Source organism: Cedecea sp. Ae19-4, assembly GCF_059801165.1.
Genome location: NZ_JBCHWG010000005.1, coordinates 1 through 25,313, shown reverse-complemented (window position 1 = coordinate 25,313; position 25,313 = coordinate 1). Strand labels below are relative to the sequence as shown.

The following is a 25,313-nucleotide window of genomic DNA, read 5'->3' as shown; positions in this document are numbered from 1 at the left end:
AGCAGAGTTTTTACCGAGTCGAATAAAACTCACTACCGAGTCGTTTACACACATTAAAATAAATTATTTCACATTACTTTTTCTCTAACTGCATGATTTAAAGAGCCAATCAGCAAAATTTTAATTTTGCGTGGGGTGTGGTGATTTTTGGAGTGATGAGTGCATATAATTTGAGTATTAACCAGGGATAGGTTAACGTATTTCCGGCATAGTGCCCGGAGGGAAGGAATGAAAAGGATATCTGTCACAGTTTTACCGTTTTTATTTTCTGGTTCGCTTTACGCTGCTGACTGCTTTGATTTAGCAGGCAGAGATTATGCAATAGATCCTGATCTTCTCCGGGCTATCGCCTGGAATGAATCTCGCTTTGTTACTACGGCAATAGGCAGGAATACAGACAAGAGCATTGATGTAGGCGTGATGCAAATCAACTCCCAACACTTTACAAGTCTCAGCAGTGTGGGGATCACAAAACAACACCTTCTTGGTGATGCATGCATGAATATTTATACGGGGGCTTATTTCCTTGCACAAGCATTTAACAGGTGGGGAGTAAGCTGGCAATCTGTCGGTGCGTATAATGCAGGATTTCGTAAATCCGAAAAACAGGCATTAAGGAGATACCAGTACGCAAGCCGGATAGCATCCACATATCATGCGATTAAGCACAGCAAGAACATTGCCTCTGCTGAATCAAAAAAATAAAGGCAGACCTCCTGGTGAAGTCTGCCTTTAATAATCCCTATCTCGTCTTTTTCGTGGAACGGAACAGCAACTGCAACTTAGTTCCGTGGTTTATTCTCAGTTTTTTATTCAGCCAGTGCGCAGTGATAACTGAACTGATTAACTTACTCTACTTTGTATCTCAACACCCAACCCCACTGCTATAACTTAAATTAAAACCTTGACTGTCGACAAAAGTGATACTCTCCCCCTCCACATCTCGGGTCTGACTCACATCTTTGCGTAATACTGGAAAATTAACTAGCTGGTCAGAAAACCAAAGACATCCCAAAGATAATATTTCTGGTGAATGAAACAGAATAGTAACCAGCGCTTACTACGGGGCATGTGTATCAGGGTTCGCGGAAGGTATTATTAGCGACCAGAATGCATTGACTTAAATAAACGCTTCCGCTTTCCCCTGCGATGTTTTTTCCCGAATGTGTACATAACTTAACAGGCCAGGCCATACAAACTTTTTCTTACCCTAATGCCAGAAGTGCATTCCTGATATGAGCGTATGTATATCCCTCTCTTTCCAGATTTGCAGCAAGGCTCAGTACGCTGTTAATTAACACTGGGTTGAAAGCTGAGTGTGTATTTATGGTCGTCATGGAAAGACCATCGGGGGTCATCAATACCATCATCCAGTCCTCGCTGAACTCTCCCGGACTGCAAAGTGCAATATAAAAATGATGGTTTAACGGGTAAAACCTCAACTGAACCGGAAACAGCCCGCCGAACTCATTGCGATATTCACCGTTTACATCCCATGCATCAGGTAATGCCAGGGAACGCATAACATCATGGGTCAGGTTTCTTCTGTCTTCATGCCCGGCCTCACGGCACACGACAAATTCTTCGGGGGTCATACCAGAAAGGTGCTGTGATGTGTAATTTTCCATTATTCATTCTCCATTAAGTTTTCCGTTTATACAGGATGAATACCGGGCGAATGGCATTCAATATACAACCTCAAGGAAGATTAAAGACCGACAATACACCCCGAATTAAGGCAATAATGTTCAGAACCTGAGCACCCTGTGTTCATCGTGGTTTTACAATAAATTCACCCGTGTTACAAATATTATCCAGAACGCAGAGGGCACCGCTCTTTTTACTCTCCTGCCCTCACGCTGGCGTATTATTTCCACTGACCAGAATCAGAACACCGCTCAGCACCGCCAGATTCGGCAAGATGGTGTCGAACGCGCTGCTGAAAATTTCATCGGGGTTATGTTCCCCCCAGAATTCCAGCTTGTATCCGATACCCCAGATAAAAAACGCCAGACCTGAAGCCACAATTCCCCACTTAAAGAGAAACAATAGCACGTTGTCCAGCATACCAGGCGGATCGCGCCAGGTGATAACCAGCGCAATCAGGGCACAGATTGCAACCCCGGCATAGTACGCCGTGCTTCCGAACATCTCCGGCGTCGCGAAATGTATGACCAGCGTAAACAGGCCATTTAACAACGCGACCAGTATCCAGTATCTCATCTCTAAATTATCCCTTTTAAGCACCCTGCCGTCCGTGTTCTGGCAGGATATGATATCAGACTCAGTGAGGCGACTTTCCCCGAAAATAATCCGGTCGCGCCGTCAGTTCCCGCTCGATGAGTTCATCCGCGAACAGGGGCGCTTTCCGGTTTATACGCTTCTCCAGATTCCGTCTGCGCGCAGCGGCCTTTCGCTCATCACTCCAGCGCCTGACGGCCCTGTCGTCCAGAAAGTCGATACATACCGCATAGCCCGCACCAGCCACCCAACGCGACATCACGTCATCGGGCGCACCCTGCCCCACCTCCACCACTTCTGACGCAAGCTCAGGCTCACCGGGACAGGGACCGGGACGCTTCCAGCGCAGTGAGTAACGCCACTTCATCCCAGACTCCGTGCCGTCAGCTTGTTCGGAACCATCCAGCGCTCCAGATGCCTGACAGGCTCAGTGCTTTCCCGCGCCAGCGCATCCGTTTCAGCCATCACCGTCCAGAAAGGCTGACTCTCCATCGTCCAGCGCTCCATTGGCGCCAGTGACGGGAAACGCTCGCTCCAGCGCCAGAACATATCTTCAAGGTCATACTGGCGCAGCTCAGTCCCCGACCAGCGTGCGCTCCAGCTGCTGGCCGTTTCCGGTGTATGGAATGCCAGCTCAATCTCCGCCTGCCCCGCCAGCGCCTGGTACGCCCGCTCACGCTGGCACAGTTCCTTGTGGCGCTGGCGGGTGTATTTCTCATCCCGCAGCGCGTCCTGACAGCGAACCCGCTCAGTCTGCTGAAAGGCCACCTCCGGAAAGAGGCGCTGCCCCGCACAGACAGGAAGCGGCAGCCAGCAACGCGTCCCACGACTTTCAATCAGCGCTTCGATGGCACTGAGCCAGCTGTCCCTGCTGCCCCGCAGCTCCCGCGCCGTCAGCACCGGCGCAAAATGATGGATTTCCCTGAGTGAGATACGCGTGCTGCCCATGAGCCGACGAAAAAAGGCGCTGGCATACGGGTACGCCGTTGACACCGCGCCGCGCGACCGCCTGCGCTCAACCTCAGCGATGGCCTCCATCGCGGCGCGTCGCTCAGGGCTGAAGGGAACCAGTGACAGGTTCGCAGGTATCATGCTGCCCCCTCCGCTGCCAGAATGCTGATGATGCTGGCCTGACTGTAGCCGTCCGCATCGAGACGCGCCATCAGGCTGACGGTGTGGCTGACAAGCTCCGGCTGGTAGCCGTTCAGGGTACGAATGACGGAGAACGGGCGACCGCTGGCGGGCACAAACACCACCATCCACGCCGGACTGATGGCACCGGGACTGCACACCGCAATATGGTAATTACCGTGCGAGGGGGTAAAGCGTATCTGTACGGGGAAGAACCCACCAAACTCACTCTGGTATTCACCGTTTATATCCCAGTTTTCAGGGCAGGACAGGTCACGCATAACGGCGTGGGTCAGTTCACGGCGGTAGTCTTCGCCGCTGTCGCGCCAGTCCTCAAACTCATCACAGGACATAGTCTTCAGCACATCGGGGGTCAGAACAGTTCGCATAAATATCTCCTTATCACCGCCCCGCAGGGCGGCGTTCCGTTATCAGGCGGCGTGTGCCGTGTTGGTGGTGTCGTTGTCAGTGCTGTCGGTATCTGAAACAGCGTCGTCAGCACCGGACTCACCCGCTGACTCAGGTCCTTTCAGCCAGGCCGGAACCCAGCGGGTGTGCTGCATGAAGTGCTCCGCATGCCCTGCTGCATCGCCCTTCTTCATTTTCTCCGCGTCACCCGCCGCGCCTGTCAGACCCGCCTCTTTCAGGGAGGCCACAATCTGCGGATGTTTCAGGCTGCCGAAGTAGTTGTCCTTCGTCGGCTGCCACCAGTCGCGCAGGTGGAAGCCGATTGCCGCCTCGACCGCATCGAGGGTACTACGCGAGGTGTGTCCCATATCGCGGGTCTGTACCCCGTCAACGGAACAGGCCGTGCAGAAGGCCATCAGCGACATCAACACCCCGCAGTCAAGTGCAAAGAAGGTGGTGAAGTCCTTCTCCCACCCTTCCGGCAGCAGGGCTTTCAGCCTTGCCCGTTTGGTCATCAGGATGTCAAACGCTGCGCCATCCTGACCGGACGGGGCGTTCTCCGTCAGGCTGCCGTGAGACACGGTCAGGCTGATACGGAACGGATGCGTCGTGGTCAGACAGCCCGAAAATACGCAGGTACACATGCGCCAGACCATCAGCGCCACCGCCTTTTCGGGCTGCTGCATCAGCGCCGCCTGGACTGCCAGGGTACGCTCGGAGGTCATTTTCGTGAGTAGCGGGACACTGATCCCCTCTGCGGCGTCGGGCTGGCGCGAGGTGAACGGCACCGTTACGCTGCTGGTTTCGGTTTCTTCCGGCATATCTGCTTTCAGGCGCACACCGCGTTGCACATACACCTGCCCTTCATACAGGCTGACCATCACTCCCGCGCCTGACTTCATGCCGTCGGTCCACGCGCTGACTTCTGCCGCCACCTGAATGGCGAGGATGTCCGCTTCGATCGCATCTGACTCGTCGCAAACGCTGTCAAAGGTGTCGTACTGCTCCCGCAGCGCATCAAGACGCTGCTGCTGCTCAGGGGTGTACACCGGATCAGGTTCAACAGGCTGCACGAACTCCTTACCGTCTTCACCGTGGTACCAGATGCGGGCTGCGCGTCCGCGACCCCATGCCCAGCCCTCCCGCTGCTGAATGTCAAGGCCGATACGCTCCAGCTTCTCCTGCACCAGACGCTCAACCAGGACGCTGTCTGCCGTGCCGTCGCCTTCGTCCTGGCTGAACAGATCTTCACGGACGTAACCCCCTGCCGCCTCGTACGCTTCGCGCCCGATAAACCGGAATTTCGCACTGTCGGTGCGCATCTCGGTTTCGGTAATGGCACGTTTAATCAGGTGCGCGGGTGCGTTCGACCAGCTGGCTTTTACACTTTCGAATACCTCAACCTGACGGGCAGGATCGTCCTCGAGACAGAGCGCCTGACACTGCTCCACGGTAAGTTCGTCCTGCGCGAGCTTCTCCATCAGGGCAGGTGCAAGGTTTGCCAGCTTCAGCATGCGCTGCACGTGGCGGGAGCCGAAGCCGAGGGCATCGCCAGTCTGTGCGGGAGTTTTGCCCTGCTCTGCCAGCGTACGGAAACCTGCAATCTGCTCGGCGGGATGCATGGCGGCGCGCTGTTCGTTCTCAGCGATGGAGGCAAGGGCAGCTATGTCGTCAGAGACGCGCTTCACCATGACGGTATGGTCAGCAGAGAGACGCCCTTCCTGCGCCAGCAGTTGCAGGGCAGTCAGTCGGCGGCCACCTGCGGCCACGCCGGATTGTCCGTCCGCGAGGGTGTGAACAATCAGGTTCTGCAGCAGTCCGAGGGCCTCGATGGAGTCAGCCAGACCGCGAACGCTGTCCACGGAATACGGGATGGTGCGCACGTTCAGAGGGGATTTAACGAGACCGGACAGCGGCACGTATTCAACGGCTGCGGCCTCAAGGGCGACTTTCAGGGCATTCTCCTGCGCCTTCGTAATTTTTTTTATGCTCGCTTTTTTCGGTGATTTTGCTTTAGAATCTGCGACTGACATAATTGATACTCCTTCCAGATATTGATGAGTCTCTGTCGGACTGGCTGAATCCGGTCTGGCAACCTTTGCGACACACTTCACTTTTGGATACCGTCATACTCTCCCGTGTAGCACGACGATATCCGCTTAATGCCCCACCCCGCGGGGCTTTTTCTTTCCTGCGTCAGAACGGTATATCATCTGAAAACACATCTTCCGGCGGCATTTGTGCTGGCTGAGGCTGCACAGCGCTCTGCGGTTGCCCATCGTCCCGACGTCCGCCCAGCATCTGCATAGTGCCGCTCTGGCCGACCACCACTTCGGTGACGTAGCGCGTCACGCCGCTGTCGTCCTGCCAGCTACGGGTACGTAACTGACCTTCGATGTAGACCTGTGCGCCCTTGCGCAGGTACTCCCCCGCCACTTCCGCAAGCTTGCCGAACAGCACCACCCGGTGCCATTCTGTTTTTTCGCGGGTTTCCCCGCTCGCTTTGTCACGCCAGGACTCCGATGTGGCGAGGCTGAGATTAGCCACCGCGCCACCGTTGGGCATATAACGCACCTCCGGGTCCTGCCCCAGATGGCCGACGATGATGACTTTGTTGATACCGCGTACTGTCATGTTGAATCTCCTTACATCCTGATTTATTTGCTTTTAAAAACCATCACCCGTTGAGTTGTCGGGGCCGCGGTTTTGACGTTTTGCGGGGTCCTGCTGAACGCGCCCGCTGGTTGTTACCTTCACCCGTTTGAGAGCCGTTCGCCGCGAGGGCGTCAACCAGCGCGGACGATGGCGGCTGTCCAGGGCGCGGTTTATCGCGTGCCATTTACCCTGGACGGCAGACAGCGGCTGTGCTTGTCTCAGCCCCGGCGACAGGACTCAAAAGGGTGAAATAACCAGGAGGAAATGAGCAGGCACCCGCCGCAACGACGGAACGCGCGGGCGCGAAACGGCGTTGCGCCTTACACCCCGGAGTCAGTCTGCCGGGGTGCGGACAGCGCAGGCCACGGCGCGTCAGGGCGGCGTGACCGGTACGGTCGCAGCAAGCCTGCCGTTGACGTCAGCCTTCAGACACTAGCGCCAGCCCGAAACCGCCCGCGGGTTCGGCGTAGCCTGGAGGGTGCGGAACGCAGCCGCCCGGCGAAGTGTGGCTGACGACTGAACCGCCCCAGCGGGTCAGGAGCCGGAGTGAGGCCGCCGACCAGGGTGGAAGTATCGCCACCGCAGCAGAAAACAGACAGCAGGAGAAGGAATCAGCGTAATAGCCAGGGCAGTATTTATCAGCACAAACCCCGCACACATCTGTACAACTGACAGAGTGGCTATGGCGGCGCGGCAGCGCAGCCAGGCCACCGCGCCGCAGGCGCAGGGTGTTTTCGCGCGTGCAGACAGAAGCAGGGGGAGATCCCCCCTGGACTATCAGACAACCGGCGGCAGCGCCCCCGGATAGAGCCGGGCAATGATGTCGTTGACCTTTTCCACCAGGTCAGGCCGGGTAAAGGTGATGTGCGCCGAACCCTTTTTGAACGCCCGGACGGTGAAATATTCGCATGTCAGCACCTCGCCCACGCTGTCAGCGCCGCCCTGGCGGATGAAGTCGCTGAGCTGTACCCCCTCCGAGACGCGAAAATCCGGCACGTTTTTGCCGTCGAGCAACCATAACGGGCGGGCGAGATCGTTGATACGGCTCTGCGCATACGTCCGCACGGAAAAATACCTTCCCCGTTGGTGCTCGAGAACGCCGTCGATGATGATGCGTCTGCCGAGAAAGCGTGGGTTGTTGGTTTTATAGTCCCATGAAAGATTGCGAAACACGTCGATCACGCCCTGCTCAAACGTCGCACCTTTGGCGGCGTTGAGCTGGCGGAAAGTGGCCAGTACATTCTCCAGCGAGATTTCCGGGCAGTCGTCACTGTATAACTGCCTGTCCCACTCCTTGCGCTGCGCCTCACTCATCAGCGTGAACATTCCTGTATCATTCATCAGCCGCGTCCAGATATCCTGATCGGCACAGCGGCAGATGCGGCGACGTATGGCGGTGTTTTTCGCTTCGCTGCGATCTACGCTGAGGCTGGCACCGACAATCTCCGCAAGCCAGGTATAGCCCATGCGCCCTGACGCCACCGCCAGGGTGGTCTGTGCCTCACGTATCAGGGCGATACCGTCCAGAAAGGCCGTCACTCCGCTTTCGCGCAGCGCCACAATGCGCTCCACGGGCACGGACGGGATGAGTTCCCCAGCCCCGTCCTGCGGGTGAATATCCGTGGTAAGTGCCTGCGTGGTCGTCTGTATCATCCGGGTTTCTCCTTCCTTTTGTTGCCGCCCGGCAGCAGCGGGGCGGCTCACCTTATCAGTTAAATGCGCGTTTCAGTTCAAGGGTGCGGAGCACCTGGCCGATGGCGGCGTTTTTCATCGCGGGGATATGGACGCTCTGCCCCTTGCGGATACGTCTGGCGATATGCCGCCCGAACGCCTTTAAGGCCGGATCGATATCCGGTGCAGAAATATCTGCGCGGGGGATGCGCGCGTGGCGGCGGGGCTTTACAGCCTCAGCGGAAGGTGAAACAATACTTATCGTCATTGAGTTAACTCCTTGTGGTAGTTGATTTAGCCGTAAAGCCGTTCCAGCGGCGCTTACGGCGTGGATAAAGCAGGGATTCCCCTGCTTTTTTTCATTTCTGACCTGCTTCTTCTGCCTCCTTTTTCAGTTTGTCGGTAATGTCCTGCGGATCGCCTAAAAACCAGCCCTCAACGGGTTTGTGCCGCGTAATGAACGCCCGTACCGCCCCTTTTCCGGTCGCGGCCTGTATGCGGGAGTACATCGGCAAAACGCCCTTTGCATCCCGTCCACTGAACACAATCTGATAAACACGCATCGCCTGAGCCTGCATCTTTTTTCCTCCTGTTTTTTTAAAGAACATCACCCGTTGAGTTACGGGAGCCGCGGTGTTGACGTTTGCGGGAGCCTGCTGCAAGAGTCCCGGAGCTCATGAACTTTACCCGTTTGAGAACCTTCGCCGCAGGGGCGTAAACGGGTGAACGGCGCCGGGGTGGACATGAGCAGGGTTCCGCCGCAGCGGCGGAGCGCGGCACGCGAAACGGCGGTGCCCCTTACGCCCCGGCGTCAGTGTGCCGGGGTGCATAAAGCGCAGGTCACGGCGCGACAGGGCGGCGCAGCCGGAACGGCTGCTGCAAGCCTGCCCCTCGCGTCATGGGATGGAAGCCCGTCAGGGCGGAGACGGTTTACTGGCTCCGTTCACGACAGCCCGCCCGGACGCCCGTGGTGCCGGTTAGGGTATCCACGTTCAACACCACCGCAGGAAGAACATCCGCCGTACCACGCAGTCCGTCATCTTCACGCCCGAAAGGTCAGTGAAACGGTGCTCCCGTACGTCAGCGCGGCCGCTGGCGGCAGGCCCGTGGCCTGCGGAAGGGGTTTTCGCGCGCGAACAGACGGCGGCGGAATAACACCGCTCGTACGGGGCGGCGCAGGGGTTACGCAGAGGGGGAGCCGAGCACCAGTTACAGCGTTTCCACTGCGGCGCAGGCCTCACCCGATATGTCATCGACGTGGCTCATTCCCCTTTCTATCAGCGGCAGCAGTAGGCGAAGTTCGTTTTCAGGAATGGCTATCTGACGCGGCGCGCGCTCTGCGGCAATCTGACGCAGCTCTCCCGAAACAAAGTCCTGGCCGATGCCGTAGCGATACAGAATATCGCAGTCGGCCTCCCCGATAGCCTGAAGTACACGCTCTGCTTCGGTGGCCGTCGGGTTGTACTCCGCGCCCGCCTCGCGCACGTCCTCCGCAGTCCAGGTGATAACGGCCATTTTTTCGTTGTTTTCGTGCGTTTTCAGTAGCGCAATGCAGATTTCACTGACGGTTCCGTACATCATTTATGCTCTCCGGTTAATTGGTTGTTGTCGCATGAAGGCGGGGCGCGTCGCGCCCCGTCGGCATCAGTCAAGGGCGCGGTAAATAGCGCCGGCCTCACGGTGGGTGGAAACAAAGGCCATTAGCTGCTCGTAGCGGGTCACGTAGTGGCGGCTGGCCTCCGGCTGGTCGTGGTGGCTGTGCATCCATGCGCGATGGTTAAGCACCATTGCGGTGATAAAAATCCCCGCCGCATCGCCGGACATTTCCCCCTCAAACCCGTTATCAGGATTGCTGACCACAACGCGGGTTTCTTCCGGTGCAAGGCAGCCCGCCCCGTCCGGTAGCTGGTTAAACGTCCATTCACCGCCGCAGTAGCCGCGCAGATATTTCTGGGCGTAGGCAAAAATGCAGGCTTCGGCGGTGAGGTAGTCCGCGCCAAACAGCGTGGGAAGAAAATCAAACAGGGCAGACGGGCGAACAGGGGTAGCCGTGGTAGCAGATTGCGCGTGTAACATAATGAGCCTCCGGTCATACATGAGATGCGACACCGGGCGGTGCCGTGACTCCAGACAAGACGGGCGGTCAGTCACGAATGCAGGGGCGCAAGGGAAGCCGCAGCCTGACGCACACGGCGGACGGGAGTTGTAGGGTGAGGCCGCGAAACCTGAGCGGGCGAACAACCGGAAAATCACGGCCGGCGGGAAGGAAGGACCGGGTGACCGCCGCGTTCACTTTACCCTTGCATTCGTGACAGCCCGGCTAAGATGGAGTCACGGCACAGCCCGCACGCGCACGGTGCAGGCAAAGGGCGTTTATCACCACAAGGCCCGGCAACCGTCGGGCCGGGTAATGCGGAGCCGGACGGCGACATCCTTATTGCCTGTTCTCATCCCGCACCGGTCAGTGCGGGGAAGGGCCTTCCCTTCCCCGTCATGATTACTCTGGCCGCGCAGGTGTCGCCCGGGCCTCACTCATCACCTCCCGCAGTATGCGACGGTCGAGCCAGCGGCGGGCCGGCTCGCCGGGAAAACGCAGCACGTCAGTAATAACGCCAGCGGCCTTAATATCCTCTTCCCGCTCGTTAACCACGGTGAGCAGCACCGGACAGAACCGCGCCCCGCGCACCAGTACCGCGTCAAGGACGCCATCCACCTGTTCCGCGTCGTCCTCATCGAGCCAGTTTTCGTGGTCGTACTCGTCGGCGAGAATGCGCCAGTCACCGAAGCGCCTGTCCATCAGTCGCGGCGTGGCGGAGGGTTTCAGAGCCGCTGCAAGGCGGTGTGCATCCTGCCTGACGATTTCCGCAATCCGGGCCACGGAATCTTTCAGAAAAGCCAGCAGGTCGTCGCATTCCGCCCCCGTCAGCCATTCCTGCGCAAAAGGCAGATGAATCGTCTGGGCGTCCGCCAGTTTTTCCGGGTGCATAAAGCCCTTTGCCGGGTACAGATACAACCGCGCGGGGGTGCCTGTCAGTCGTCGGGCGCTGGCGGTCAGCAGCGCCGCCCGGCCATACGTCAGCGGCTGGCAAAGGTGCGTGACCAGCGTCAGAATTTGCGCGGCATCGAGCGAGCCGCAGGCGACAAGCCAGCCGGGCATCTGTTCGGGCGCGACGGGCATCATATCCACGCAGGGCGGCCAGCCCGCATCCTGTAGCATCCGGTCGCCGTGGCGCAGTATCAGCGCGTTCAGTGTGTCATTTCTCATTGTTCTGCTCCTTCTGATACCGCCCCGCCGCTCTGCGGGGCGGTCGGGTTATGCGGCAACCTCGCGTTTCAGCCAGGCGATTTCTGCGTGAGCGTCGGCGACGCTCGGATAGTGGTCTGCTGCCAGGGGCCACGCCTGCGCATCTTCCCCGCTGAGCGCCCGTGCAGCGATATCCGCCACCCGCGCCAGCGTATCGACGGGGACGCTCACGCACGGGGTGTTCGTGCAAATCCCGGCATACAGCGCCTGAACGGTGCGGAACGACACGCCGTCTTCGGTGTGTTCCCCCGTCCCTGTGCGCCCGATAAGCGCCAGCAGCGTGTCGGCTTCGGCCTCTGTCATATTCTCCGCCTGCGCCATGACGTCCTGCCTGGTCCAGACCAGCAGGGCGTAACGTTCTTCATTGCCAAACATGCGTTTCAGCTTTTTGTTCAGCTCTTTACGGGTTCCGAACAGCATGATTTTTTCTCCACTTTGCTGTGGGGCGGCCTCGCCGCCCGGGGTTCAGTCTCTGAATGATTCGTCGAGTAACAGGGCGATGTTGAATGCCTCGTCCATCAGGACGCTGATACGGCGCAGGCTTACGCCCGCCAGCCGTTCCGGCAGTCCGTCGTGCTGCCAGTGATACCTGTCTTCCAGCACTTTGAGGGTGGTTTTCAGGTCGCACATGGTGCTGGCCAGTCCGGCGATATCACGGCGCAGGGCATCGCGTCCGTCGTAGTTCATCAGGCGGCCTCCGGCATCCACTCGTCGTTCGCAGCCGGGGTGTTCAAGGCGCGGCGCATCGCGGCAAGCCGTTCAGTTCCGGCCCGGTGGTACTGCTCCAGCATTTCGATGCCGATGTAGCGGCGTCCGGCGCGGTGTGCGGCGACGCAGGTCGAACCGCTCCCGGCAAACGGATCGAGCACAATCGCGTTCGGCGCACTGAATGACTCAATCAGCGGCTGTAGCGCCTCCACCGGTTTATGGGTCGGGTGTAGCGGGTTGCCGGAATACGGGAACGGCAGCACGTCCGGCAGCGGGTTAAGCGGCGGGGTCGGGCGGCCTTTGGCCAGCAGGTACGCCCCTTCATGGCAGTAATCCACAAACCCGCGGCGCGCTTTCGCGTTGCGGCCGTTTGAGGCGTACTTTTTGGTGAACACAAGCTGGCCCACGGCATAAAAGCCCGCCGCCTTCCACGCGGCCATAAATCGATCCACGCGGTTCCAGCCGTAAAAGCTCACCATCAGGGCATCTTTTTTGAGGACGCGGTACATCTCATGGCAGGCCGGTTGCAACCATTCATCGGTCACATCCCCGGCAATCTGGCGGCCCTGACGGTCCTTAAAGCCGACGAGGTAAGGCGGGTCGGTGACAATCAGGTCGATGGCGCGGTCGGGGAATCCACGCATCACGTCAATACAGTCCCCGAGAATGAATCTGGACATAGCAGCACTCCTGTAGTCAGAGGGGAGCAGGAGGCATCACCGCGATACCGTTCCCTGCCGCACGCTGCCTGTTCATCGCGTCCGGTCACGGGTCAGGCCGACCGTGGAATACCGCAGCCGCCAGGCTTTTCTGGCGGCAAGGATATGCCGCGAAAGCGGCTTGAAGGGCGTTCCTTAAAAGGGCGAGGGACTGGCGCAAAATACCGGCGGCGCCGGGCCTGAGCGGAAAAGCCGCCCGTCCCGTAACAGGCCGGACGCGAGACACTGGCAGCGGGTGGCAGGCTCATCCCCCCGCGCCGCCCGGCGGTCGCGGAAGAAAAGCGGAGCCGCGAAAGGCGACGGACGGAAAGGGCGAAAAAAACCGGGCAGCGTGCCCGGTCAGGAAGGAAGTCAGCGGGTGATATCCCGCCAGTCATTACCGTACTCATTGCAGAGGCCGGGCGTATCCGTTACGCCGGTTACGGCCCACGTATCCAGAAACTTCAGTCCGCGCAGGATACTGCTCTCCACGTCATCGAGCAGGATGATGCTGTTAAACCAGACCACGCCATCCGGATACAGCCAGCGGTGACGGTCATCCTCGCGCAGCAGACTCTCCCACCACGTCCGGCCCATCTGTATGGCGCCCGATTCTGCCTGCGCCAGGCCGGTTGCTGATATCATGTGATGCACCATCATTTCCACGCCGCTAATTTCAACGGCAAAGCCGACCAGCCAGGTATTCATACACGTTTTACCTCATCAATCGCCGCCTGCAGGTGGCTCCAGTTAAATCCGTCATTCGCATCATGGCTGTCCTGCGCCCGCTCCATCGCTGCATCGATGTCGCTGTCCGTGAGCGAGCCGTCCAGTGAGAGAAAATCATCGGCCAGCCAGAACGTGCCGCAGCACAGCGCGTCGTCGGGGTACTGCGACAGCCTGTTTATAAAGGCTTTCACGGTCATACGTCTTTCCATCTTTCGTCCGGGCGGTTTCCCGCCCGCCTCCTGTTCAGCCGCCAAAGTGCGCGATGTTATCGATAAGCCATGCCGGGCCGGTCACGTCCGGGCAGCAATCCTCGTCTTCCGGGTCAGGCTTTCCCCATTCTAGGCTGTCGCTGAGTTGTTCTGTGATTTCACCATTCAGGTAGCGTCCGTAACCGCAGAAATCGCATCCCTGCTCGGCATACCAATGTTCAACCTCTGCCCCGTATCGCACACTCAGCGCCGCCACCACGTGCTCGCTCACCGGACTCCAGGGCGTGTCAAAATCCACCGTCAGCGTCGGGTCGACGTCGAAACAGATGTTCATGTCGTAGCCAACCGGCCATTTGCAGCCATACTGGCTGATATAGTGGCAGTATGAGGACGGGACTTCGTCCAGCAGACCGCCGTTGAAGCCGTTTACCTCTATGTCCAGGCGGGTCGGCAGCACCAGACGAAAATCCATCTGTTCTCCCTGCCCGTCATAGCCATAGCCATAGCCATAGCACAGCGTGTTCCACCAGGACTCCGGGTCTTGCGGACGGAAAATATTGCTCCAGTCGCAGGACTTCTGGCGGTACAGGCGTTCAATTACCGATGTTGTGTACTCATCCAGCATCTGCCAGCTGGCGTCGCGGATGCCCGAATCCAGCCAGCACTGGTGCAGGGTCTGGCAGGTGTCGGCGTCCAGCTCTGCGCCTGCGGTAAACAGCGCCAGCCAGCGGGTGAATGCCTGCGAGGCGGGCGTGCTCTCTGCCGCCACGCCGTGCACGGTCAGCGCCGGAAAAACCGGACATGGCGAATCAGTGTCCGGTCGCAGGAGGCCAGCGCAGCCTGCGAGGAAAAGCTGAATCCCTTCCCGCTTTGCCCGTCCAGGCAGCGACGATTTCTCGCCTTTGATCCACGCGCGCAGATCGTCGGTATTGTTTTGAATCCCGCTGAACGTCAGTCGGTTAGCACACCAATTCGGCATGAGCAGCTCCTCTGTAGTCAGAGTGGGCAGGAGGCATCACCGCGATACCGTTCCCTGCCGCACGCTGCCGGTTCATCGCGTACGGTCACGGGTCAGGCCGACTGTGGAATATCGCAGCCGTCAGTCTTTTATGGCGGCGAGAATATGCCGCAAAAGCGGCTTGAAGGGCGTTCCTTAGCGGGGCGAGGGCATGGCGTAAAATAGCAGTGATGCCGGGCCTGAGCGGAAAGGTGCCCGTCCCGTATCAGGCCGGACGCGAGACACTGGCAGCGGGTGGCAGGTTCATCTCCCCGCGCCGCGGTCGCGGAAGAAAAGCGGAGCCGGTGAGGGCGACAGCTGATTTCATCGTCGCTGTCCACAATTTCGGTGGACAATCCTGTGTATAAAATGAGGGTATTCCGCGCAGGTCGCTACCACCAAGGATGACAGCGCGCCTGATAAAGCGGTTATCTTTTAACCACACTACGCAGACTTCACTTTTCCTGGTGTGGTATGTTGATGCTGACTGTAAAAAACCGGAGCGGAGAAAGATGGGCAGAGAAATGCTGGCAGAGTGGCTGCGGGATATTGCCCAACATATAGAAGAGGAAAGTCCACTGATTCGTGATGTCAGTGTGGATGATGCCTTTTCTGATGAGGGGCTGGCCAGAAAGATCATCACCATCACGTTCAATGCGCCTGGTCGCGCCCCACAGCCTGAAGAGGACGCCAGCAGTATCCCTCGACACTGACAGTCCGATGTACATTACTGCTTAAATGGCGGTTATTCATTTTCTTTAAGCCAACCATCTACAAGTTGGTTGATGACATCCGTTATTGAAGTTCCATTTCTCACGCAGGCGGCTTTAAATCTGGTGTGTTTATCCTCATCAAAATTGACGTTAACACGCTTAACTTTTCCTGATAGGGCTGGCGCAGAAACCACCCTATCGAGGTCTCTGTTCTCACCGAATGTCATTTTTTTGCTACCACTATGGGCTTTTTCAAGTGCCATACATTTACTCCTATCATCAATTACTCATTTGAGTATATAAGTAAAAACACAATTACTCAAATATGCTAACTATCTCTTTTGTAAGGATTTCTATTTCACCTTTAGCCGCTCCATCACTAGACTCGAACACGCTGTCACCATCAAGAATCGATTTGACGTAAATCTGACGCTGGGTAATAGCCGTGCGGAACGATTTAACTCCAGTGTCCCTGATGCTTTCTTTTAGGACACTAAGCATGGTTGCCTGTTCGATTTTTCGGGTAATGAGAAAACGAGCTTCAACTTTCCGGCTATATGCCTGCGCTTCAAGGACAGTGACAACGCTTCCTGCTGCAGAAAAATCAAGCGGGCTGGGAGTAACCGGAATGATAACAAGATTGCTGACCATTACCGCAGCAGATGTAATAACGGAAAGCGAACCGGCACCATCAACGATGACAAAATCATATTCAGTAAGGTCTTTCCTAATGCCATATACATCTTTTTCAGAAGCGGCTGTAAACACATCAAATGCAGCCTTCCCAGATTTACTCCAGGTTGTCAGGCTCATCTGAGGATCTGTATCCACAACTGCGATGTTGTATCCCGCTCGAGCCATTGCAGTACTCACATTGATTACTGCCGTGGTTTTACCTGAACCGCCTTTAGGGTTAAGAAAAGAAATCACCTTCATACTCAAAAACTCCTTTTGTGTATTTACTCAATTACTCTTCTGAGTTTTTGAGTTTACCATCTCAGTTAAATGAGTAAAAGCAAAAACACACATTTACACAAAGGCTCATATACTCAAAAAATCACGGAGTAAGTAAAAACTCAAATGAGTAAAAGAAAGACACGCATGACGGTATATCAAAATGTGAAGGGATAACCGATGTCATATTAGGGTATGCCTCTGTAGTACCGGCTTGGGTCCGTACTCCACAACTGTAGTGACCACATAAGCGAGACCATTAATTATCTGACCAGTTAAATATTACCAGCAACATTTCGTCATAGCATGGCGGCTGTAATATGGTGTCTGAGTTCAGATAACTTCCAGCCTGGCTGAGTGAATATAAAAGGAAGGAGGGGACAGAACCACCCCGGCACTGCCCCCAGAAGGAATTGCAATTCCATTCCCCGCCAATGTTAGCATTTTTTGTCTGTGATACTATGAACGGGTCATTTTTCAGAGCATGGACAGATGAAAAAGAAAAATACTACACCAACTCCCCACGACGCCACGTTCAGGCAGTTCCTGACGCAACCGGATATTGCACGGGATTTCATGGAAATCCACCTGCCCGCAGATCTGCGTGCTGTCTGCGATCTCAGCACGCTGAAACTGGAATCCGGCTCGTTCGTTGAGGATGATCTCCGCCAGTATTTCAGCGACGTCCTCTACAGCCTGAAAACAACAGCCGGCGATGGATATATTCATGTTCTGGTCGAGCACCAGTCAACGCCGGACAAACATATGGCTTTCCGCCTGATACGTTATGCGGTAGCCGCCATGCAGCGACATCTGGAGGCAGGGCATAAAAAATTGCCACTGGTGATACCAGTGCTGTTCTATACGGGTAAACGCAGCCCGTATCCGTACTCCACCCGGTGGCTGGATGAGTTTGACGATCCGGCGCTGGCAAGCAAACTCTATAGCAACGCTTTCCCGCTGGTAGACGTTACGGTCATTCCGGATGATGAAATTGCTGGCCATCGCAGCATGGCAGCCCTGACTTTACTGCAAAAGCATATTCATCAACGGGACCTGGCAGAACTTGTGGACCGCCTGGCACCCATTTTACTGGCCGGATATCTGCCTTCATCGCAGGTGATATCGCTGGTACACTATATAGTACAGGCAGGCGAAACAGCCGACGCCGAAGCCTTTGTACGCGAACTGGCACAGCGTGTGCCGCAACACGGAGATGCTCTTATGACCATCGCACAACAGCTTGAACAAAAGGGTATAGAGAAAGGCCTTCGTCAGGGCAGACAGGAAGGCCGGAATGAAGGCAAGCTCGAGGTTGCCCGCAGTCTGCTGAAAATGGGGATGACTCATGAATCCGTGCTGGAAGCAACCGGTCTGACAGAGGAAGAACTGGCGCAAATCCGCCATTGAGTATACCCGTCAGCCTGATAATCTCCCCTCCCTCCCCGGCAGAAGCTGGCTGAGGTTACCGCCTCTCTTTCAGAACGCGTCGTTTGTTCAAAACTCGTTTTTGAGCAAACGACGCGTTGGGCAAGCCCGCCGGGCGCGTCAGGCCGCTATTATCAGCATTTACACCCGACGTTTCAGCATGGCCACTGCCTCAGTCTCCGGCATCTGAAACTGAACCCGGTGGCGTGCAGCCACATCCAGTGCAAACACCTTCGTGTACACTTCCGTTGAACTGACCGACTTATGACCCATCAGGCTCTGCAGCACCTTCAGCGGTATACCGGCATACAGCATGTGCATGGCGTAGCTGTGCCGGAACGTGTGGGGGGTCACCGGCACAGAGAACGTGACGCCGTCGGTGGCCGCGGCCTCTACAGCTTCAGCCAACCAGGTGCGGACGGTGCGGTCGGTAATCTCCCACAGCCGCGCTTTCTCCATTCTGCCGCTTCGTTTATTGCGGCGTTCCAGGGGGATCTTCAGCGTGGCCACCATCATCTCCAGCTGGCTGACGTAGAGCTCATCGGACAACGGCACGATGCGGTGTGGCACCGTTCCGGCCGGCGCACGTCCGGCGCTGCGGGCCGCTTTTTCTGCCCGTTGCTTGAGGGTCGCCAGCTGCACAAAGGGGTAGGGCGACGCCAGGGTAAAATCGGCCCGCGTCAGCGCCAGAGCTTCGTTGATCCGCGCGCCGGTGTTCCACAGCGTGGTGAGCAGCATCTTACGGTGCAGGTCAGGCACGTAGTGGAGCAGGGCGCTGATTTCCGGCGCCAGCAGATACTTCGGCAATTCATCCTGCAGGGCGGCCAGCTGACGCAGCGCGAGTGCCGCAGGCACATCGATGGCCACGGGCAGCTGCGCAGGTTGTTGTGCATGAGCATAGGAAATAAGACCACTCATTGCGCTGGGCTCTCTGTGTTGTCCCGCAGGATTACCACCGGCTCGTCCCCGTGCCAGTGCAAGTTTCTGATTCTGATAGCTTCCTCAGTCCGTCTGTGACGCTCCCGTCGCCAGACTCTCCTGAACACGGCAACCGCAGACCATTCATTGTCGACAAGACGCGTCTCCGGCAGACCTACTTCCCGGCGCAGTCGGACAGCAAGAATGACGGCCCTGATACCCAGGCGGGTGAACTGGTACTTCCGTTCCCGAAAATAGTCTTGATGCCAGGGAAGAGCGGGTATTTCGGCGGCATATGCAATCGCCCTGTTTGCCCTCTCCTGCAGCACCGGGAATTCGCGCAGACGGTACAGATGGCGTTCATTTAAAACCCGCCAGTCACCGGAAACATCTGCCAACTCAAGCGCAGGCTCTTTCGTCTGAGGTTCAAGCTCAGCCCGGGGCGTATCACTATAACAGCCATTATCCTCTGCAACCCGGGCGCATCCCTCTGCATAGCGTTCTAGGCGAAAAACCAGTTCAGTGGCAATGTAATGCAGCTCTTTCTTCCTGGCATCTTCTGACTTCTGCTTATCGCGCTTATGTGTGAGATGATGAGTAAAGTAAACGCCTCCCAGCGCAGCACCGGCAGATGAAACCGCCGTGATGATCTGCGGCCATAGACTGGCGCTGTCTTTAACAATCTTGACGCCTTCGGTTGCAAGAAACCAGTCAGCCATGTTTTTTCCTTTATTGATGATAAACCCCACCTGCACATTACTCTGTGCGCCGGTACGGTCGTGAAATCCGTCAGTCCTGCTCAGGCATGCAACGCGATGGCTCAAACGGCCAGTGTTTACCGCCCAGGGAACAAGCCTCGTCCCATTCCAGCTGTCCGCGGGCGAAATACAGGTGATAGCACTGACGGGCGCACACAGTGATGCACCCGTCAAATCCGATCCCGGTAAGTTCATCGGAGTCATCCGGCCAGCGGAGCAGATGTCCTTCAGCGGAGAGCTCGTAAAATGCACATTCGCAGTCCAGGTCTTTGGTCTGGTATTCAGATTCTGTTTCACCGTCCGGCATCCGGTAGCGAAAATTCACCGTGTCAAACATTCCCATCCTGACGCTCCTTTTTAATATCCAGTTAATAATCACTCTTTGCAATCATTCCCTCCGTAATCACCAGAGTCCTGATCGCTCTTATATTTACGCGATGTAAAAATCACTCACAAGATAATGAGCAGGCATATAGCCACTCAGTTAAATTACCTGATGCCGGTTTTCACCTGATCCGACTTTCTGCGTATAAACGACTTTCCGGAAGTGTGGCACGGCAGAGTAGGCACCGCAACGGCGATTTCCGGGAGTGAGCGGGCGGTCACGGGGCAGGGGGATAACCCCACATATAGCGTCATCATAAGCTGATGGAGACACCACATGTAGTGGTGCCGGGCCGGTGAGCGGGGTGGGGGTTGATGAAGATCCGGAACTGCCGGTTTTCGGATCTCAGGATAAGGAGAAATGGATTATTGCAGGATGAGCACAAAAATAATCGGATTGTTGTGATTTATGGATTATTGCAGGCAAAGCAATAATTATGAGCATTATTTGCTGATATGGCACTCCCCCGGGGCAGTTGTGCCAGCCCGTCTGATTTGCCGTTATTTCCTCTCCCGGTGAAAGGTTTTCCTCCTGAGCCCTGCTGGTCTCAGGAAAGACCATTCTCGCACCTCTGGCGCTCCCGCACTTCAGATGCTGAGAACGCGGTCACGCACCAGGAGGGCGCCGGAGGCAGGATGGCAGACCGCGCGACGTTAGTCCGGCTCTGTATGGATAATGTCTGACGCCGGGCGGCAGGCGGTTTCAGCTCGCCTGCATCCTGTCTTTAAGGGCAAAAAGACGGTCAAGTTTCGCACAGGGCTCTCCCGTTTCCGCCGCGTGCCGGAGCTTGGCATCAAGCAGATCGGGCAGCGCGATGCCGTGGCTGAGGGAATGGTAAAGATCGTAGCCGCTGACACAGATCACCCGCTTGCCTTTCCCGAAGGCAGTCAAACCTTCGGGCGTAAAGCCCATCCAGCTGATGAACACTCCCCGTGTTCCTGATGCTTTGGTACTGAGTTTCCCTTCAAAGATATGCAGATCGGCCGCCGGCGTCCGGTTCTGGTGCCATTTCGCCTCCAAAAGAAAAAAATCCTCATTCAGCCGGAAGCTGCCGTCGATCTGTTCGCCCGTATTACGGAATGATCCGCGGGGAGAAAGCTGAAAGACGGTGAACAACTCCGCCAGCCAGCGTTCAAACCTGAACCCCCTCGGGTGCGGGGGCATGGTTTTCATCTCGTTCATTTCGGCTATCAGTGAAGGCCAGTCCACACTGTGCCAGAGTCGGACGGGCCTGGCACCTCTGGCTGCACCGGCGTCTGCATTTTCGAGGCGGGAGATAAGGGCATGATAGTCCTGACGACTCAGCTCTGCCTGCTCTGGGGTGGACTCCGTTTTATGCTGCCAGAGGGCGGCCAGCACCCGCAGGACGGTGTCACTATCCACCTGTTTCAGCAGGCATCTGACCCGTCTGGCTTTTGACTTTCCCTCCGTCTGATAGCGTTCATCATCAATATTAATGTTCAGCTCTTCATTAAAAAAAGCCGACAGCCTACGGTTGGAAAAATCGAGTATCCAGCCTGGTTCGCTCTCAAAGACTTGGTTAAACAGTTTCAGATCCTGCACTTTCAGTTTCACGCCAGCCTCCTGTTTTTTTAAAAGTATAACCGCATGAAAGGGCCAGAGGTACTGAGGCGGCACCGGAACGCCATTGCAGCCTGCACAGGGAAGAATTTCCCCTAACTACTAAATGGGTAAAAGTGACATCAGAATATTGCAGCTACAGCCTTAGTGCGTGTAATCTATCTTATGTTAAATATAATCTTTAAATCAATTTGTTACGAGTTGTCTTCCGCTCACCTTCTATTGAGATAGCCTGAGAAACAGGGTCCGCGCCTGTGTCTGAGATGCCTTAAAGCCATGATGAATATAAAAAGCTTTCGCTTCATCTGTCAGCGCGTGAACCATGATTGCCCGCACGCCAATATTCTCTGCAACCCGATAGCAGCGCAGCACGGCATCAGACAGTAAATCAGCGCCAAGTCCTTGTCCGTGGAATGTGATGTCAACAGCCAGACGAGCAAGTATGATGACGGGGATCGGATCAGGCATATTGCGTCGGAGATTCCCCGTGGCTTCCACATGGTTAACACTGCCGGTGGCCAGGGAGTAAAAACCCACAACGCGCTTCGTCTCTGCTTTACAGACAACGAACGTGCGGGCCGCCCCGAGGGCCTGATTTTTTAGGCTTTTCTGTCTGAGCCAGTCATCGAGCACAACTTCTCCACTGATGAACTCCGCAACCTGATGATCGCTGGATAATGGGGCTGGCGCGGTTACACGTCCCACTGAGGTTTCCTTGTCAGCAGTTTGTTAATCGCGGGCTCATCCGTGACAGGGGCCTCAAGCATATCGATAAACTCGACATACTGTTCATCGTTGAAATTGAATACACGGCGGTCGAGGATCACGTTCTCTGCAGCCTGACAGGCCATTTCCAGAATGAAGTCTGTACGTGATTTATGGAGGATCTCTGCCGCAGCATCAATAAGCGCTCTTTGAGATTCCTTCGCTCTGAGGTTGAGCTGAACATCTGATTTCATGTGTGCACTCCTTGTATAGTAATTGCTTTACAATAATAGCACAAATGTTATGTATAGCAATCGCTATACGACTGAGACAGATCTCCTCCCTGACACTCCGGGCCGTAAGCCATTCTGTCGTCACTTCAACGATGAACGCCGGATGACTGACCTCTATCACAGATGTGATGATGCCGTTACAACAGAGAACCAGAGCGGTGGGAGCTATAAAAAAGCGCCTCTTCTGGTATTGATCTGCTTTCCACCTGCTTATTGTAATTGACTATACGGATTGCCCTCACCTCTTACTTCTACTTCCGAAAACCTCCGGCAACAGGGACTAACCTCCTGAAAAAAAACATATCAAACTGATTTAATTTAACTATTTAAAATATTCTTATTGCGTGCATTACGATCCGACTCCACACGAAAACCCGTTTTCCCGGAAGATTCTGCTCTGAATAAAAGCCCCCCAAAGGGACAAATTTTGCATCTTATCAATTAGTTATTTTCATATCCACGTCCAGGGGTTTTCGGATCTGTGGTGAAAAGATGAAGGATTATTGCCGTAGAGTCACAAAAAACGTCGGATTGTTGCGATGAGTGGATTATTGCTGCTGAAGCAATAAAAAATTAATTTAATACTACAAAGGTAAGATCAGGCAGCAACACATTGTGTAAGGTTATGTGGCCATGGAGTTCTCTGTTAAGGAAACGTACAATATTTCAGTCATGATGCCATTACGAAGCCCCTCATCATGGGGACAGGTATGATGACCTTCCTGTTATAGCCGAACCTGGAGCATATTGCTGTATTCAACCCTGCGGGTTCTGATATCATATAAATGTAGTCAGCAGTACAATTAACCATACAGTGGATCCGGTCCGTAGCGGAGAGGGAAATATAAGCATGCCAGATTTAAAAAAAGAAATTTATAACGAACTTGCAGAATCTATCACATCACACATGATGACTGAACATGACCTTCACCTTGGCCAGTTTGAATCTGAAGCCCTGCTTGATGAATTGCTCAAGAAACTCATGCCATCAGTTTATAATATGGCTATCGACGATGCAATTCGGTCACTACGGGGCGCAGCAGAAAAAATTGAAGAGGAATTATATTTAAGGAAAATAATATGAGTTTCAAGACAGATCTAAATTTGATGCGTAAGGAATGGCATTACGCATTTTATACCGGTAACGTCGAGCAGCTGGACTATCTTGAGACTGAATGGTTTATATCCACCAATGGCCAGAAAGTGATTTATAAGAAACACCAGTTACGCAAGGTAGAAATGCGCCCTGCAGAACAAAAAATCTTATCGTTAACGAGAAGGGAGTATGATGTTGAAACTCGGGAGTTCAAAGGCATTGCATGCGTATCTGGTAAAGCAGCATTAGAGAACGGCGATGATACCGTGCACATCGGGTTTGTTGAAAACTGGATTATGGTCAACGGCGGCTGGAAACTACAGTTCGTTACTTTCGAAGAACTGTAAAGGGAGGTGTTCCTCCCTCAGTTAAATTAATCAAGCAATTCCAGGTTAATATGCTTATACGCAGGCGCGTTACACTTTATTTTTAACATCGTTTCGTTAAGCTGTATATCAAACTTCTTGACTGCCTCGTTAATCAACTCCCGAAGAGCAGTATCATCCGATAGCCTGTCTCCAAACTCAATGGGTGCACGAACATATTCATTACCTGATAATTCATCAAGTAGCGTTCTGAATATATCCAGACGCCGGGGTCTTATTACTGTGTAGGAAAAGTGAAGGGAGTGCTTACTCTGGGTTGAGACGTTATGCCAGTACCCCGCGGGGAGATAGATTGCCTGGCCTGGCTCAACATCAAATACAAAATCTGGCTCCGTTTTGGGTGCAATAAAATCGAAGCTACGCTCATGCTCCAGTGGGTATGAATATGTCGGCTTATGTACGGTCCATCTTTTAATACCTTCAATCTGTACGGCAAGGACATCATGATTATCAAAATGAAGGCCAAAACTGGGTGTCGGCGTAAAGGCTGCATACAGGTTGGCGCTACATGAACACTCAAGCTGAGAGGACAACCATTGCCTCATGTGATCCACTGAGTCAAAAAACGCCTGGCAGCGATCAAGAACAAGTGTTGATCCTTCGCGTAAGCATTTATATAACTGGTGTCTGTTGATATGGGGCGTCCTGTCTCCGGACTGGCTGTAGGAATATCTGACAAAACCGCCATAGCCCCGCATTTGCGGCCAGTTATCATTGGCAAGCCTTACTCTGGGGTAATGAAGGATGTCCTTCTCCAGTGTCTGGTTTAATGCCTGCCAGCTCACCAGTCTACTGGCGTCGACACCAGTCAGTACAAAAGGCGATTTTTGAAAGTGTTCTCGGCGAAATTTTTCCATAATATCGTGGCTAATAAAATTATTCACAGGCCAGCTCCTTGCTGTTGTTCATTCGTACCATGCTTGTATCAGAATACGAACCCAGTAACCGCTCATCGTGTGTGATTACAAGTACATATTTGTCCTGGGTCTCATGCGACAGATATTCACGAAAAGCATTTACTCCGGTTTCATCAAACCCTTTAGTTGGCTCATCAAACACGATGAGGCTGTACGGTTTGCCATATGAGAGCATGACGCCTAACTTCTGCTTCTGGCCACCCGACAGATTACTGCCGAAACCACGGATAACATGGTCGAGCGGCTTATCGAACCCGAGCCTCTTCAGCCATTCAGTGATCGCACTGAGGTGAGTTCTGTCAGCAAAGTGAGAGATATTATCCTCTATAGTGCCAGGCAGGAGCTCAATGTCCTGTGGCACATACAGTACATTCGGAGGCACTGTTGCAAAGATCTGTCGATGGTAAACTGATGCCACTGTTTAGCTG

General features: G+C 55.0%; 31 protein-coding genes and 5 pseudogenes. 7 read left to right on the top strand and 29 right to left on the bottom strand.

The genetic code is table 11. The features are described from left to right. Window positions 1-228 precede the first annotated feature (228 nt). A complete protein-coding gene (locus AAIE02_RS22840) occupies window positions 229-705 on the top strand; it encodes a transglycosylase SLT domain-containing protein (RefSeq protein ID WP_498533316.1) in 477 nt (158 codons plus the stop codon). 500 nt (window positions 706-1,205) lie between these two features. Here the strand turns inward: AAIE02_RS22840 and psiB (AAIE02_RS22835) are convergent, their stop codons facing one another. From psiB (AAIE02_RS22835) to ssb, 7 genes and pseudogenes are all read right to left on the bottom strand, one after another. After that, window positions 1,206-1,628 (bottom strand): conjugation system SOS inhibitor PsiB, encoded by a 423-nt coding sequence (gene psiB, locus AAIE02_RS22835; protein ID WP_498533315.1) that lies wholly within the window; start codon window positions 1,626-1,628, stop codon window positions 1,206-1,208. A 226-nt stretch (window positions 1,629-1,854) separates the two neighbouring features. Beyond that, window positions 1,855-2,223 carry a hypothetical protein gene (locus tag AAIE02_RS22830; protein ID WP_498533314.1) on the bottom strand — a complete coding sequence of 123 codons (369 nt, stop codon included), beginning with the start codon at window positions 2,221-2,223 and terminating at the stop codon, window positions 1,855-1,857. A 61-nt stretch (window positions 2,224-2,284) separates the two neighbouring features. After that, window positions 2,285-2,608: a theronine dehydrogenase gene (locus AAIE02_RS22825; RefSeq protein ID WP_498533313.1), complete on the bottom strand. Its 324-nt coding sequence runs from the start codon at window positions 2,606-2,608 to the stop codon at window positions 2,285-2,287. After that, on the bottom strand, window positions 2,605-3,333 hold the full coding sequence (locus AAIE02_RS22820; protein ID WP_498533312.1) for a plasmid SOS inhibition protein A: 729 nt from the start codon (window positions 3,331-3,333) through the stop codon (window positions 2,605-2,607). The genes AAIE02_RS22825 and AAIE02_RS22820 overlap by 4 nt, the downstream gene beginning before the upstream one ends. Beyond that, window positions 3,330-3,761, bottom strand: a complete 432-nt coding sequence (gene psiB / locus AAIE02_RS22815; RefSeq protein WP_498533311.1) for a conjugation system SOS inhibitor PsiB — start codon at window positions 3,759-3,761, stop codon at window positions 3,330-3,332. The genes AAIE02_RS22820 and psiB (AAIE02_RS22815) overlap by 4 nt, the downstream gene beginning before the upstream one ends. Before the next feature lie 42 nt (window positions 3,762-3,803). Further along, window positions 3,804-5,813, bottom strand: a complete 2,010-nt coding sequence (locus tag AAIE02_RS22810; protein ID WP_498533310.1) for a ParB/RepB/Spo0J family partition protein — start codon at window positions 5,811-5,813, stop codon at window positions 3,804-3,806. 193 nt (window positions 5,814-6,006) lie between these two features. Continuing rightward, window positions 6,007-6,414: pseudogene (gene ssb / locus AAIE02_RS22805) on the bottom strand (single-stranded DNA-binding protein); the annotation flags it as partial. A gap of 285 nt (window positions 6,415-6,699) precedes the next feature. Here ssb and AAIE02_RS22800 point away from each other — a divergent pair. Beyond that, window positions 6,700-6,841 (top strand): annotated as a pseudogene (locus AAIE02_RS22800) (hypothetical protein); the annotation flags it as partial. Window positions 6,842-7,212: 371 nt separating this feature from the next. Here the strand turns inward: AAIE02_RS22800 and AAIE02_RS22795 are convergent. The 3 genes from AAIE02_RS22795 to AAIE02_RS22785 form a co-directional block, all read right to left on the bottom strand. Beyond that, entirely contained in the window at window positions 7,213-8,088 is an 876-nt protein-coding gene (locus tag AAIE02_RS22795) for a DUF4942 domain-containing protein (protein ID WP_498533309.1), read from the bottom strand. Between the two features lie 55 nt (window positions 8,089-8,143). Continuing rightward, window positions 8,144-8,374, bottom strand: coding sequence for a hypothetical protein (locus AAIE02_RS22790; protein WP_498533308.1), 231 nt, complete (start codon window positions 8,372-8,374; stop codon window positions 8,144-8,146). Between the two features lie 91 nt (window positions 8,375-8,465). After that, a complete protein-coding gene (locus AAIE02_RS22785) occupies window positions 8,466-8,684 on the bottom strand; it encodes a hypothetical protein (protein WP_498533307.1) in 219 nt (72 codons plus the stop codon). A gap of 165 nt (window positions 8,685-8,849) precedes the next feature. Between AAIE02_RS22785 and AAIE02_RS22780 the strand changes: the two are divergent. Further along, window positions 8,850-9,122 (top strand): annotated as a pseudogene (locus AAIE02_RS22780) (hypothetical protein); the annotation flags it as partial. A gap of 193 nt (window positions 9,123-9,315) precedes the next feature. Here AAIE02_RS22780 and AAIE02_RS22775 read toward each other — a convergent pair. From AAIE02_RS22775 to AAIE02_RS22735, 9 genes and pseudogenes are all read right to left on the bottom strand, one after another. Continuing rightward, on the bottom strand, window positions 9,316-9,687 hold the full coding sequence (locus tag AAIE02_RS22775) for a DUF1380 family protein (RefSeq protein ID WP_498533306.1): 372 nt from the start codon (window positions 9,685-9,687) through the stop codon (window positions 9,316-9,318). Window positions 9,688-9,750: 63 nt separating this feature from the next. Further along, window positions 9,751-10,182 carry an antirestriction protein gene (locus AAIE02_RS22770; protein WP_498533305.1) on the bottom strand — a complete coding sequence of 144 codons (432 nt, stop codon included), beginning with the start codon at window positions 10,180-10,182 and terminating at the stop codon, window positions 9,751-9,753. Between the two features lie 421 nt (window positions 10,183-10,603). Next, a complete protein-coding gene (locus AAIE02_RS22765) occupies window positions 10,604-11,371 on the bottom strand; it encodes a YubG family protein (protein WP_498533304.1) in 768 nt (255 codons plus the stop codon). Window positions 11,372-11,419: 48 nt separating this feature from the next. Next, window positions 11,420-11,830 carry a DUF1380 family protein gene (locus AAIE02_RS22760; protein ID WP_498533303.1) on the bottom strand — a complete coding sequence of 137 codons (411 nt, stop codon included), beginning with the start codon at window positions 11,828-11,830 and terminating at the stop codon, window positions 11,420-11,422. A 45-nt stretch (window positions 11,831-11,875) separates the two neighbouring features. Beyond that, window positions 11,876-12,097, bottom strand: a complete 222-nt coding sequence (locus AAIE02_RS22755; protein ID WP_498533302.1) for a YubE family protein — start codon at window positions 12,095-12,097, stop codon at window positions 11,876-11,878. Beyond that, window positions 12,097-12,798, bottom strand: a complete 702-nt coding sequence (locus AAIE02_RS22750) for a DNA methylase (RefSeq protein ID WP_498533301.1) — start codon at window positions 12,796-12,798, stop codon at window positions 12,097-12,099. The genes AAIE02_RS22755 and AAIE02_RS22750 overlap by 1 nt, the downstream gene beginning before the upstream one ends. Window positions 12,799-13,188: 390 nt before the next feature. Further along, window positions 13,189-13,524, bottom strand: coding sequence for a hypothetical protein (locus tag AAIE02_RS22745; RefSeq protein WP_498533300.1), 336 nt, complete (start codon window positions 13,522-13,524; stop codon window positions 13,189-13,191). Next, window positions 13,521-13,754: pseudogene (locus AAIE02_RS22740) on the bottom strand (hypothetical protein); the annotation flags it as partial. The pseudogene AAIE02_RS22740 and the gene AAIE02_RS22745, both read right to left, overlap by 4 nt. Window positions 13,755-13,788: 34 nt before the next feature. Further along, window positions 13,789-14,733 carry a DUF1281 domain-containing protein gene (locus tag AAIE02_RS22735; RefSeq protein WP_498533299.1) on the bottom strand — a complete coding sequence of 315 codons (945 nt, stop codon included), beginning with the start codon at window positions 14,731-14,733 and terminating at the stop codon, window positions 13,789-13,791. Window positions 14,734-15,263: 530 nt separating this feature from the next. Between AAIE02_RS22735 and AAIE02_RS22730 the strand changes: the two genes are divergently transcribed. Continuing rightward, window positions 15,264-15,464, top strand: a complete 201-nt coding sequence (locus AAIE02_RS22730; RefSeq protein WP_498533298.1) for a hypothetical protein — start codon at window positions 15,264-15,266, stop codon at window positions 15,462-15,464. Window positions 15,465-15,496: 32 nt separating this feature from the next. On the opposite strand, the gene AAIE02_RS22725 is transcribed toward AAIE02_RS22730, so the two are convergent. Together AAIE02_RS22725 and AAIE02_RS22720 are read right to left on the bottom strand one after the other, a co-directional pair. Continuing rightward, window positions 15,497-15,727 (bottom strand): plasmid partition protein ParG, encoded by a 231-nt coding sequence (locus AAIE02_RS22725; RefSeq protein WP_017694173.1) that lies wholly within the window; start codon window positions 15,725-15,727, stop codon window positions 15,497-15,499. A gap of 52 nt (window positions 15,728-15,779) precedes the next feature. Then, a complete protein-coding gene (locus tag AAIE02_RS22720) occupies window positions 15,780-16,400 on the bottom strand; it encodes an AAA family ATPase (protein ID WP_498533297.1) in 621 nt (206 codons plus the stop codon). Window positions 16,401-16,910: 510 nt separating this feature from the next. Here AAIE02_RS22720 and AAIE02_RS22715 point away from each other — a divergent pair. Then, the gene (locus AAIE02_RS22715) at window positions 16,911-17,828 is read left to right on the top strand and encodes an Rpn family recombination-promoting nuclease/putative transposase (protein ID WP_498533296.1); all 918 of its coding nucleotides are present in this window, start codon (window positions 16,911-16,913) and stop codon (window positions 17,826-17,828) included. Window positions 17,829-17,987: 159 nt separating this feature from the next. Here AAIE02_RS22715 and AAIE02_RS22710 read toward each other — a convergent pair whose 3' ends face one another. The 6 genes and pseudogenes from AAIE02_RS22710 to AAIE02_RS22685 form a co-directional block, all read right to left on the bottom strand. Beyond that, complete coding sequence (locus AAIE02_RS22710) at window positions 17,988-18,764, bottom strand: site-specific integrase (protein ID WP_498533295.1); 777 nt, start codon at window positions 18,762-18,764, stop codon at window positions 17,988-17,990. Then, on the bottom strand, window positions 18,761-19,483 hold the full coding sequence (locus AAIE02_RS22705; RefSeq protein WP_498533294.1) for a hypothetical protein: 723 nt from the start codon (window positions 19,481-19,483) through the stop codon (window positions 18,761-18,763). Before AAIE02_RS22705 ends, AAIE02_RS22710 begins: the two co-directional genes overlap by 4 nt. Before the next feature lie 70 nt (window positions 19,484-19,553). Next, window positions 19,554-19,865, bottom strand: coding sequence for a hypothetical protein (locus tag AAIE02_RS22700; RefSeq protein ID WP_498533293.1), 312 nt, complete (start codon window positions 19,863-19,865; stop codon window positions 19,554-19,556). A gap of 744 nt (window positions 19,866-20,609) precedes the next feature. Beyond that, window positions 20,610-21,482: a restriction endonuclease gene (locus tag AAIE02_RS22695; RefSeq protein ID WP_498533292.1), complete on the bottom strand. Its 873-nt coding sequence runs from the start codon at window positions 21,480-21,482 to the stop codon at window positions 20,610-20,612. Between the two features lie 225 nt (window positions 21,483-21,707). Beyond that, window positions 21,708-22,193 carry a GNAT family N-acetyltransferase gene (locus AAIE02_RS22690; protein WP_498533291.1) on the bottom strand — a complete coding sequence of 162 codons (486 nt, stop codon included), beginning with the start codon at window positions 22,191-22,193 and terminating at the stop codon, window positions 21,708-21,710. Then, window positions 22,181-22,481: pseudogene (locus tag AAIE02_RS22685) on the bottom strand (type II toxin-antitoxin system TacA family antitoxin). Before AAIE02_RS22685 ends, AAIE02_RS22690 begins: the two are co-directional and overlap by 13 nt. An 855-nt stretch (window positions 22,482-23,336) precedes the next feature. Here AAIE02_RS22685 and AAIE02_RS22680 point away from each other — a divergent pair. Together AAIE02_RS22680 and AAIE02_RS22675 are read left to right on the top strand one after the other, a co-directional pair. Continuing rightward, window positions 23,337-23,570 carry a DUF2164 family protein gene (locus AAIE02_RS22680; RefSeq protein WP_498533290.1) on the top strand — a complete coding sequence of 78 codons (234 nt, stop codon included), beginning with the start codon at window positions 23,337-23,339 and terminating at the stop codon, window positions 23,568-23,570. Beyond that, window positions 23,567-23,929 carry a nuclear transport factor 2 family protein gene (locus tag AAIE02_RS22675; RefSeq protein ID WP_498533289.1) on the top strand — a complete coding sequence of 121 codons (363 nt, stop codon included), beginning with the start codon at window positions 23,567-23,569 and terminating at the stop codon, window positions 23,927-23,929. The genes AAIE02_RS22680 and AAIE02_RS22675 overlap by 4 nt, the downstream gene beginning before the upstream one ends. Window positions 23,930-23,955: 26 nt before the next feature. Here AAIE02_RS22675 and AAIE02_RS22670 read toward each other — a convergent pair whose 3' ends face one another. Further along, the gene (locus AAIE02_RS22670; protein WP_498533288.1) at window positions 23,956-24,852 is read right to left on the bottom strand and encodes a JmjC domain-containing protein; all 897 of its coding nucleotides are present in this window, start codon (window positions 24,850-24,852) and stop codon (window positions 23,956-23,958) included. After that, complete coding sequence (locus AAIE02_RS22665) at window positions 24,845-25,267, bottom strand: ATP-binding cassette domain-containing protein (protein WP_498533345.1); 423 nt, start codon at window positions 25,265-25,267, stop codon at window positions 24,845-24,847. The genes AAIE02_RS22670 and AAIE02_RS22665 overlap by 8 nt, the downstream gene beginning before the upstream one ends. Window positions 25,268-25,313 lie beyond the last annotated feature (46 nt).

Excerpts from the sequence above, each read along its gene's own strand:
- AAIE02_RS22840 (WP_498533316.1), top strand. The coding sequence starts at position 229 with ATGAAAAGGATATCTGTCACAGTTTTACCGTTTTTATTTTCTGGTTCG.
- psiB (WP_498533315.1), bottom strand. The coding sequence starts at position 1,628 with ATGGAAAATTACACATCACAGCACCTTTCTGGTATGACCCCCGAAGAA.
- AAIE02_RS22830 (WP_498533314.1), bottom strand. The coding sequence starts at position 2,223 with ATGAGATACTGGATACTGGTCGCGTTGTTAAATGGCCTGTTTACGCTG.
- AAIE02_RS22825 (WP_498533313.1), bottom strand. The coding sequence starts at position 2,608 with ATGAAGTGGCGTTACTCACTGCGCTGGAAGCGTCCCGGTCCCTGTCCC.
- AAIE02_RS22820 (WP_498533312.1), bottom strand. The coding sequence starts at position 3,333 with ATGATACCTGCGAACCTGTCACTGGTTCCCTTCAGCCCTGAGCGACGC.
- psiB (WP_498533311.1), bottom strand. The coding sequence starts at position 3,761 with ATGCGAACTGTTCTGACCCCCGATGTGCTGAAGACTATGTCCTGTGAT.
- AAIE02_RS22810 (WP_498533310.1), bottom strand. The coding sequence starts at position 5,813 with ATGTCAGTCGCAGATTCTAAAGCAAAATCACCGAAAAAAGCGAGCATA.
- AAIE02_RS22795 (WP_498533309.1), bottom strand. The coding sequence starts at position 8,088 with ATGATACAGACGACCACGCAGGCACTTACCACGGATATTCACCCGCAG.
- AAIE02_RS22790 (WP_498533308.1), bottom strand. The coding sequence starts at position 8,374 with ATGACGATAAGTATTGTTTCACCTTCCGCTGAGGCTGTAAAGCCCCGC.
- AAIE02_RS22785 (WP_498533307.1), bottom strand. The coding sequence starts at position 8,684 with ATGCAGGCTCAGGCGATGCGTGTTTATCAGATTGTGTTCAGTGGACGG.
- AAIE02_RS22775 (WP_498533306.1), bottom strand. The coding sequence starts at position 9,687 with ATGATGTACGGAACCGTCAGTGAAATCTGCATTGCGCTACTGAAAACG.
- AAIE02_RS22770 (WP_498533305.1), bottom strand. The coding sequence starts at position 10,182 with ATGTTACACGCGCAATCTGCTACCACGGCTACCCCTGTTCGCCCGTCT.
- AAIE02_RS22765 (WP_498533304.1), bottom strand. The coding sequence starts at position 11,371 with ATGAGAAATGACACACTGAACGCGCTGATACTGCGCCACGGCGACCGG.
- AAIE02_RS22760 (WP_498533303.1), bottom strand. The coding sequence starts at position 11,830 with ATGCTGTTCGGAACCCGTAAAGAGCTGAACAAAAAGCTGAAACGCATG.
- AAIE02_RS22755 (WP_498533302.1), bottom strand. The coding sequence starts at position 12,097 with ATGAACTACGACGGACGCGATGCCCTGCGCCGTGATATCGCCGGACTG.
- AAIE02_RS22750 (WP_498533301.1), bottom strand. The coding sequence starts at position 12,798 with ATGTCCAGATTCATTCTCGGGGACTGTATTGACGTGATGCGTGGATTC.
- AAIE02_RS22745 (WP_498533300.1), bottom strand. The coding sequence starts at position 13,524 with ATGAATACCTGGCTGGTCGGCTTTGCCGTTGAAATTAGCGGCGTGGAA.
- AAIE02_RS22735 (WP_498533299.1), bottom strand. The coding sequence starts at position 14,733 with ATGCCGAATTGGTGTGCTAACCGACTGACGTTCAGCGGGATTCAAAAC.
- AAIE02_RS22730 (WP_498533298.1), top strand. The coding sequence starts at position 15,264 with ATGGGCAGAGAAATGCTGGCAGAGTGGCTGCGGGATATTGCCCAACAT.
- AAIE02_RS22725 (WP_017694173.1), bottom strand. The coding sequence starts at position 15,727 with ATGGCACTTGAAAAAGCCCATAGTGGTAGCAAAAAAATGACATTCGGT.
- AAIE02_RS22720 (WP_498533297.1), bottom strand. The coding sequence starts at position 16,400 with ATGAAGGTGATTTCTTTTCTTAACCCTAAAGGCGGTTCAGGTAAAACC.
- AAIE02_RS22715 (WP_498533296.1), top strand. The coding sequence starts at position 16,911 with ATGAAAAAGAAAAATACTACACCAACTCCCCACGACGCCACGTTCAGG.
- AAIE02_RS22710 (WP_498533295.1), bottom strand. The coding sequence starts at position 18,764 with ATGAGTGGTCTTATTTCCTATGCTCATGCACAACAACCTGCGCAGCTG.
- AAIE02_RS22705 (WP_498533294.1), bottom strand. The coding sequence starts at position 19,483 with ATGGCTGACTGGTTTCTTGCAACCGAAGGCGTCAAGATTGTTAAAGAC.
- AAIE02_RS22700 (WP_498533293.1), bottom strand. The coding sequence starts at position 19,865 with ATGGGAATGTTTGACACGGTGAATTTTCGCTACCGGATGCCGGACGGT.
- AAIE02_RS22680 (WP_498533290.1), top strand. The coding sequence starts at position 23,337 with ATGCCAGATTTAAAAAAAGAAATTTATAACGAACTTGCAGAATCTATC.
- AAIE02_RS22675 (WP_498533289.1), top strand. The coding sequence starts at position 23,567 with ATGAGTTTCAAGACAGATCTAAATTTGATGCGTAAGGAATGGCATTAC.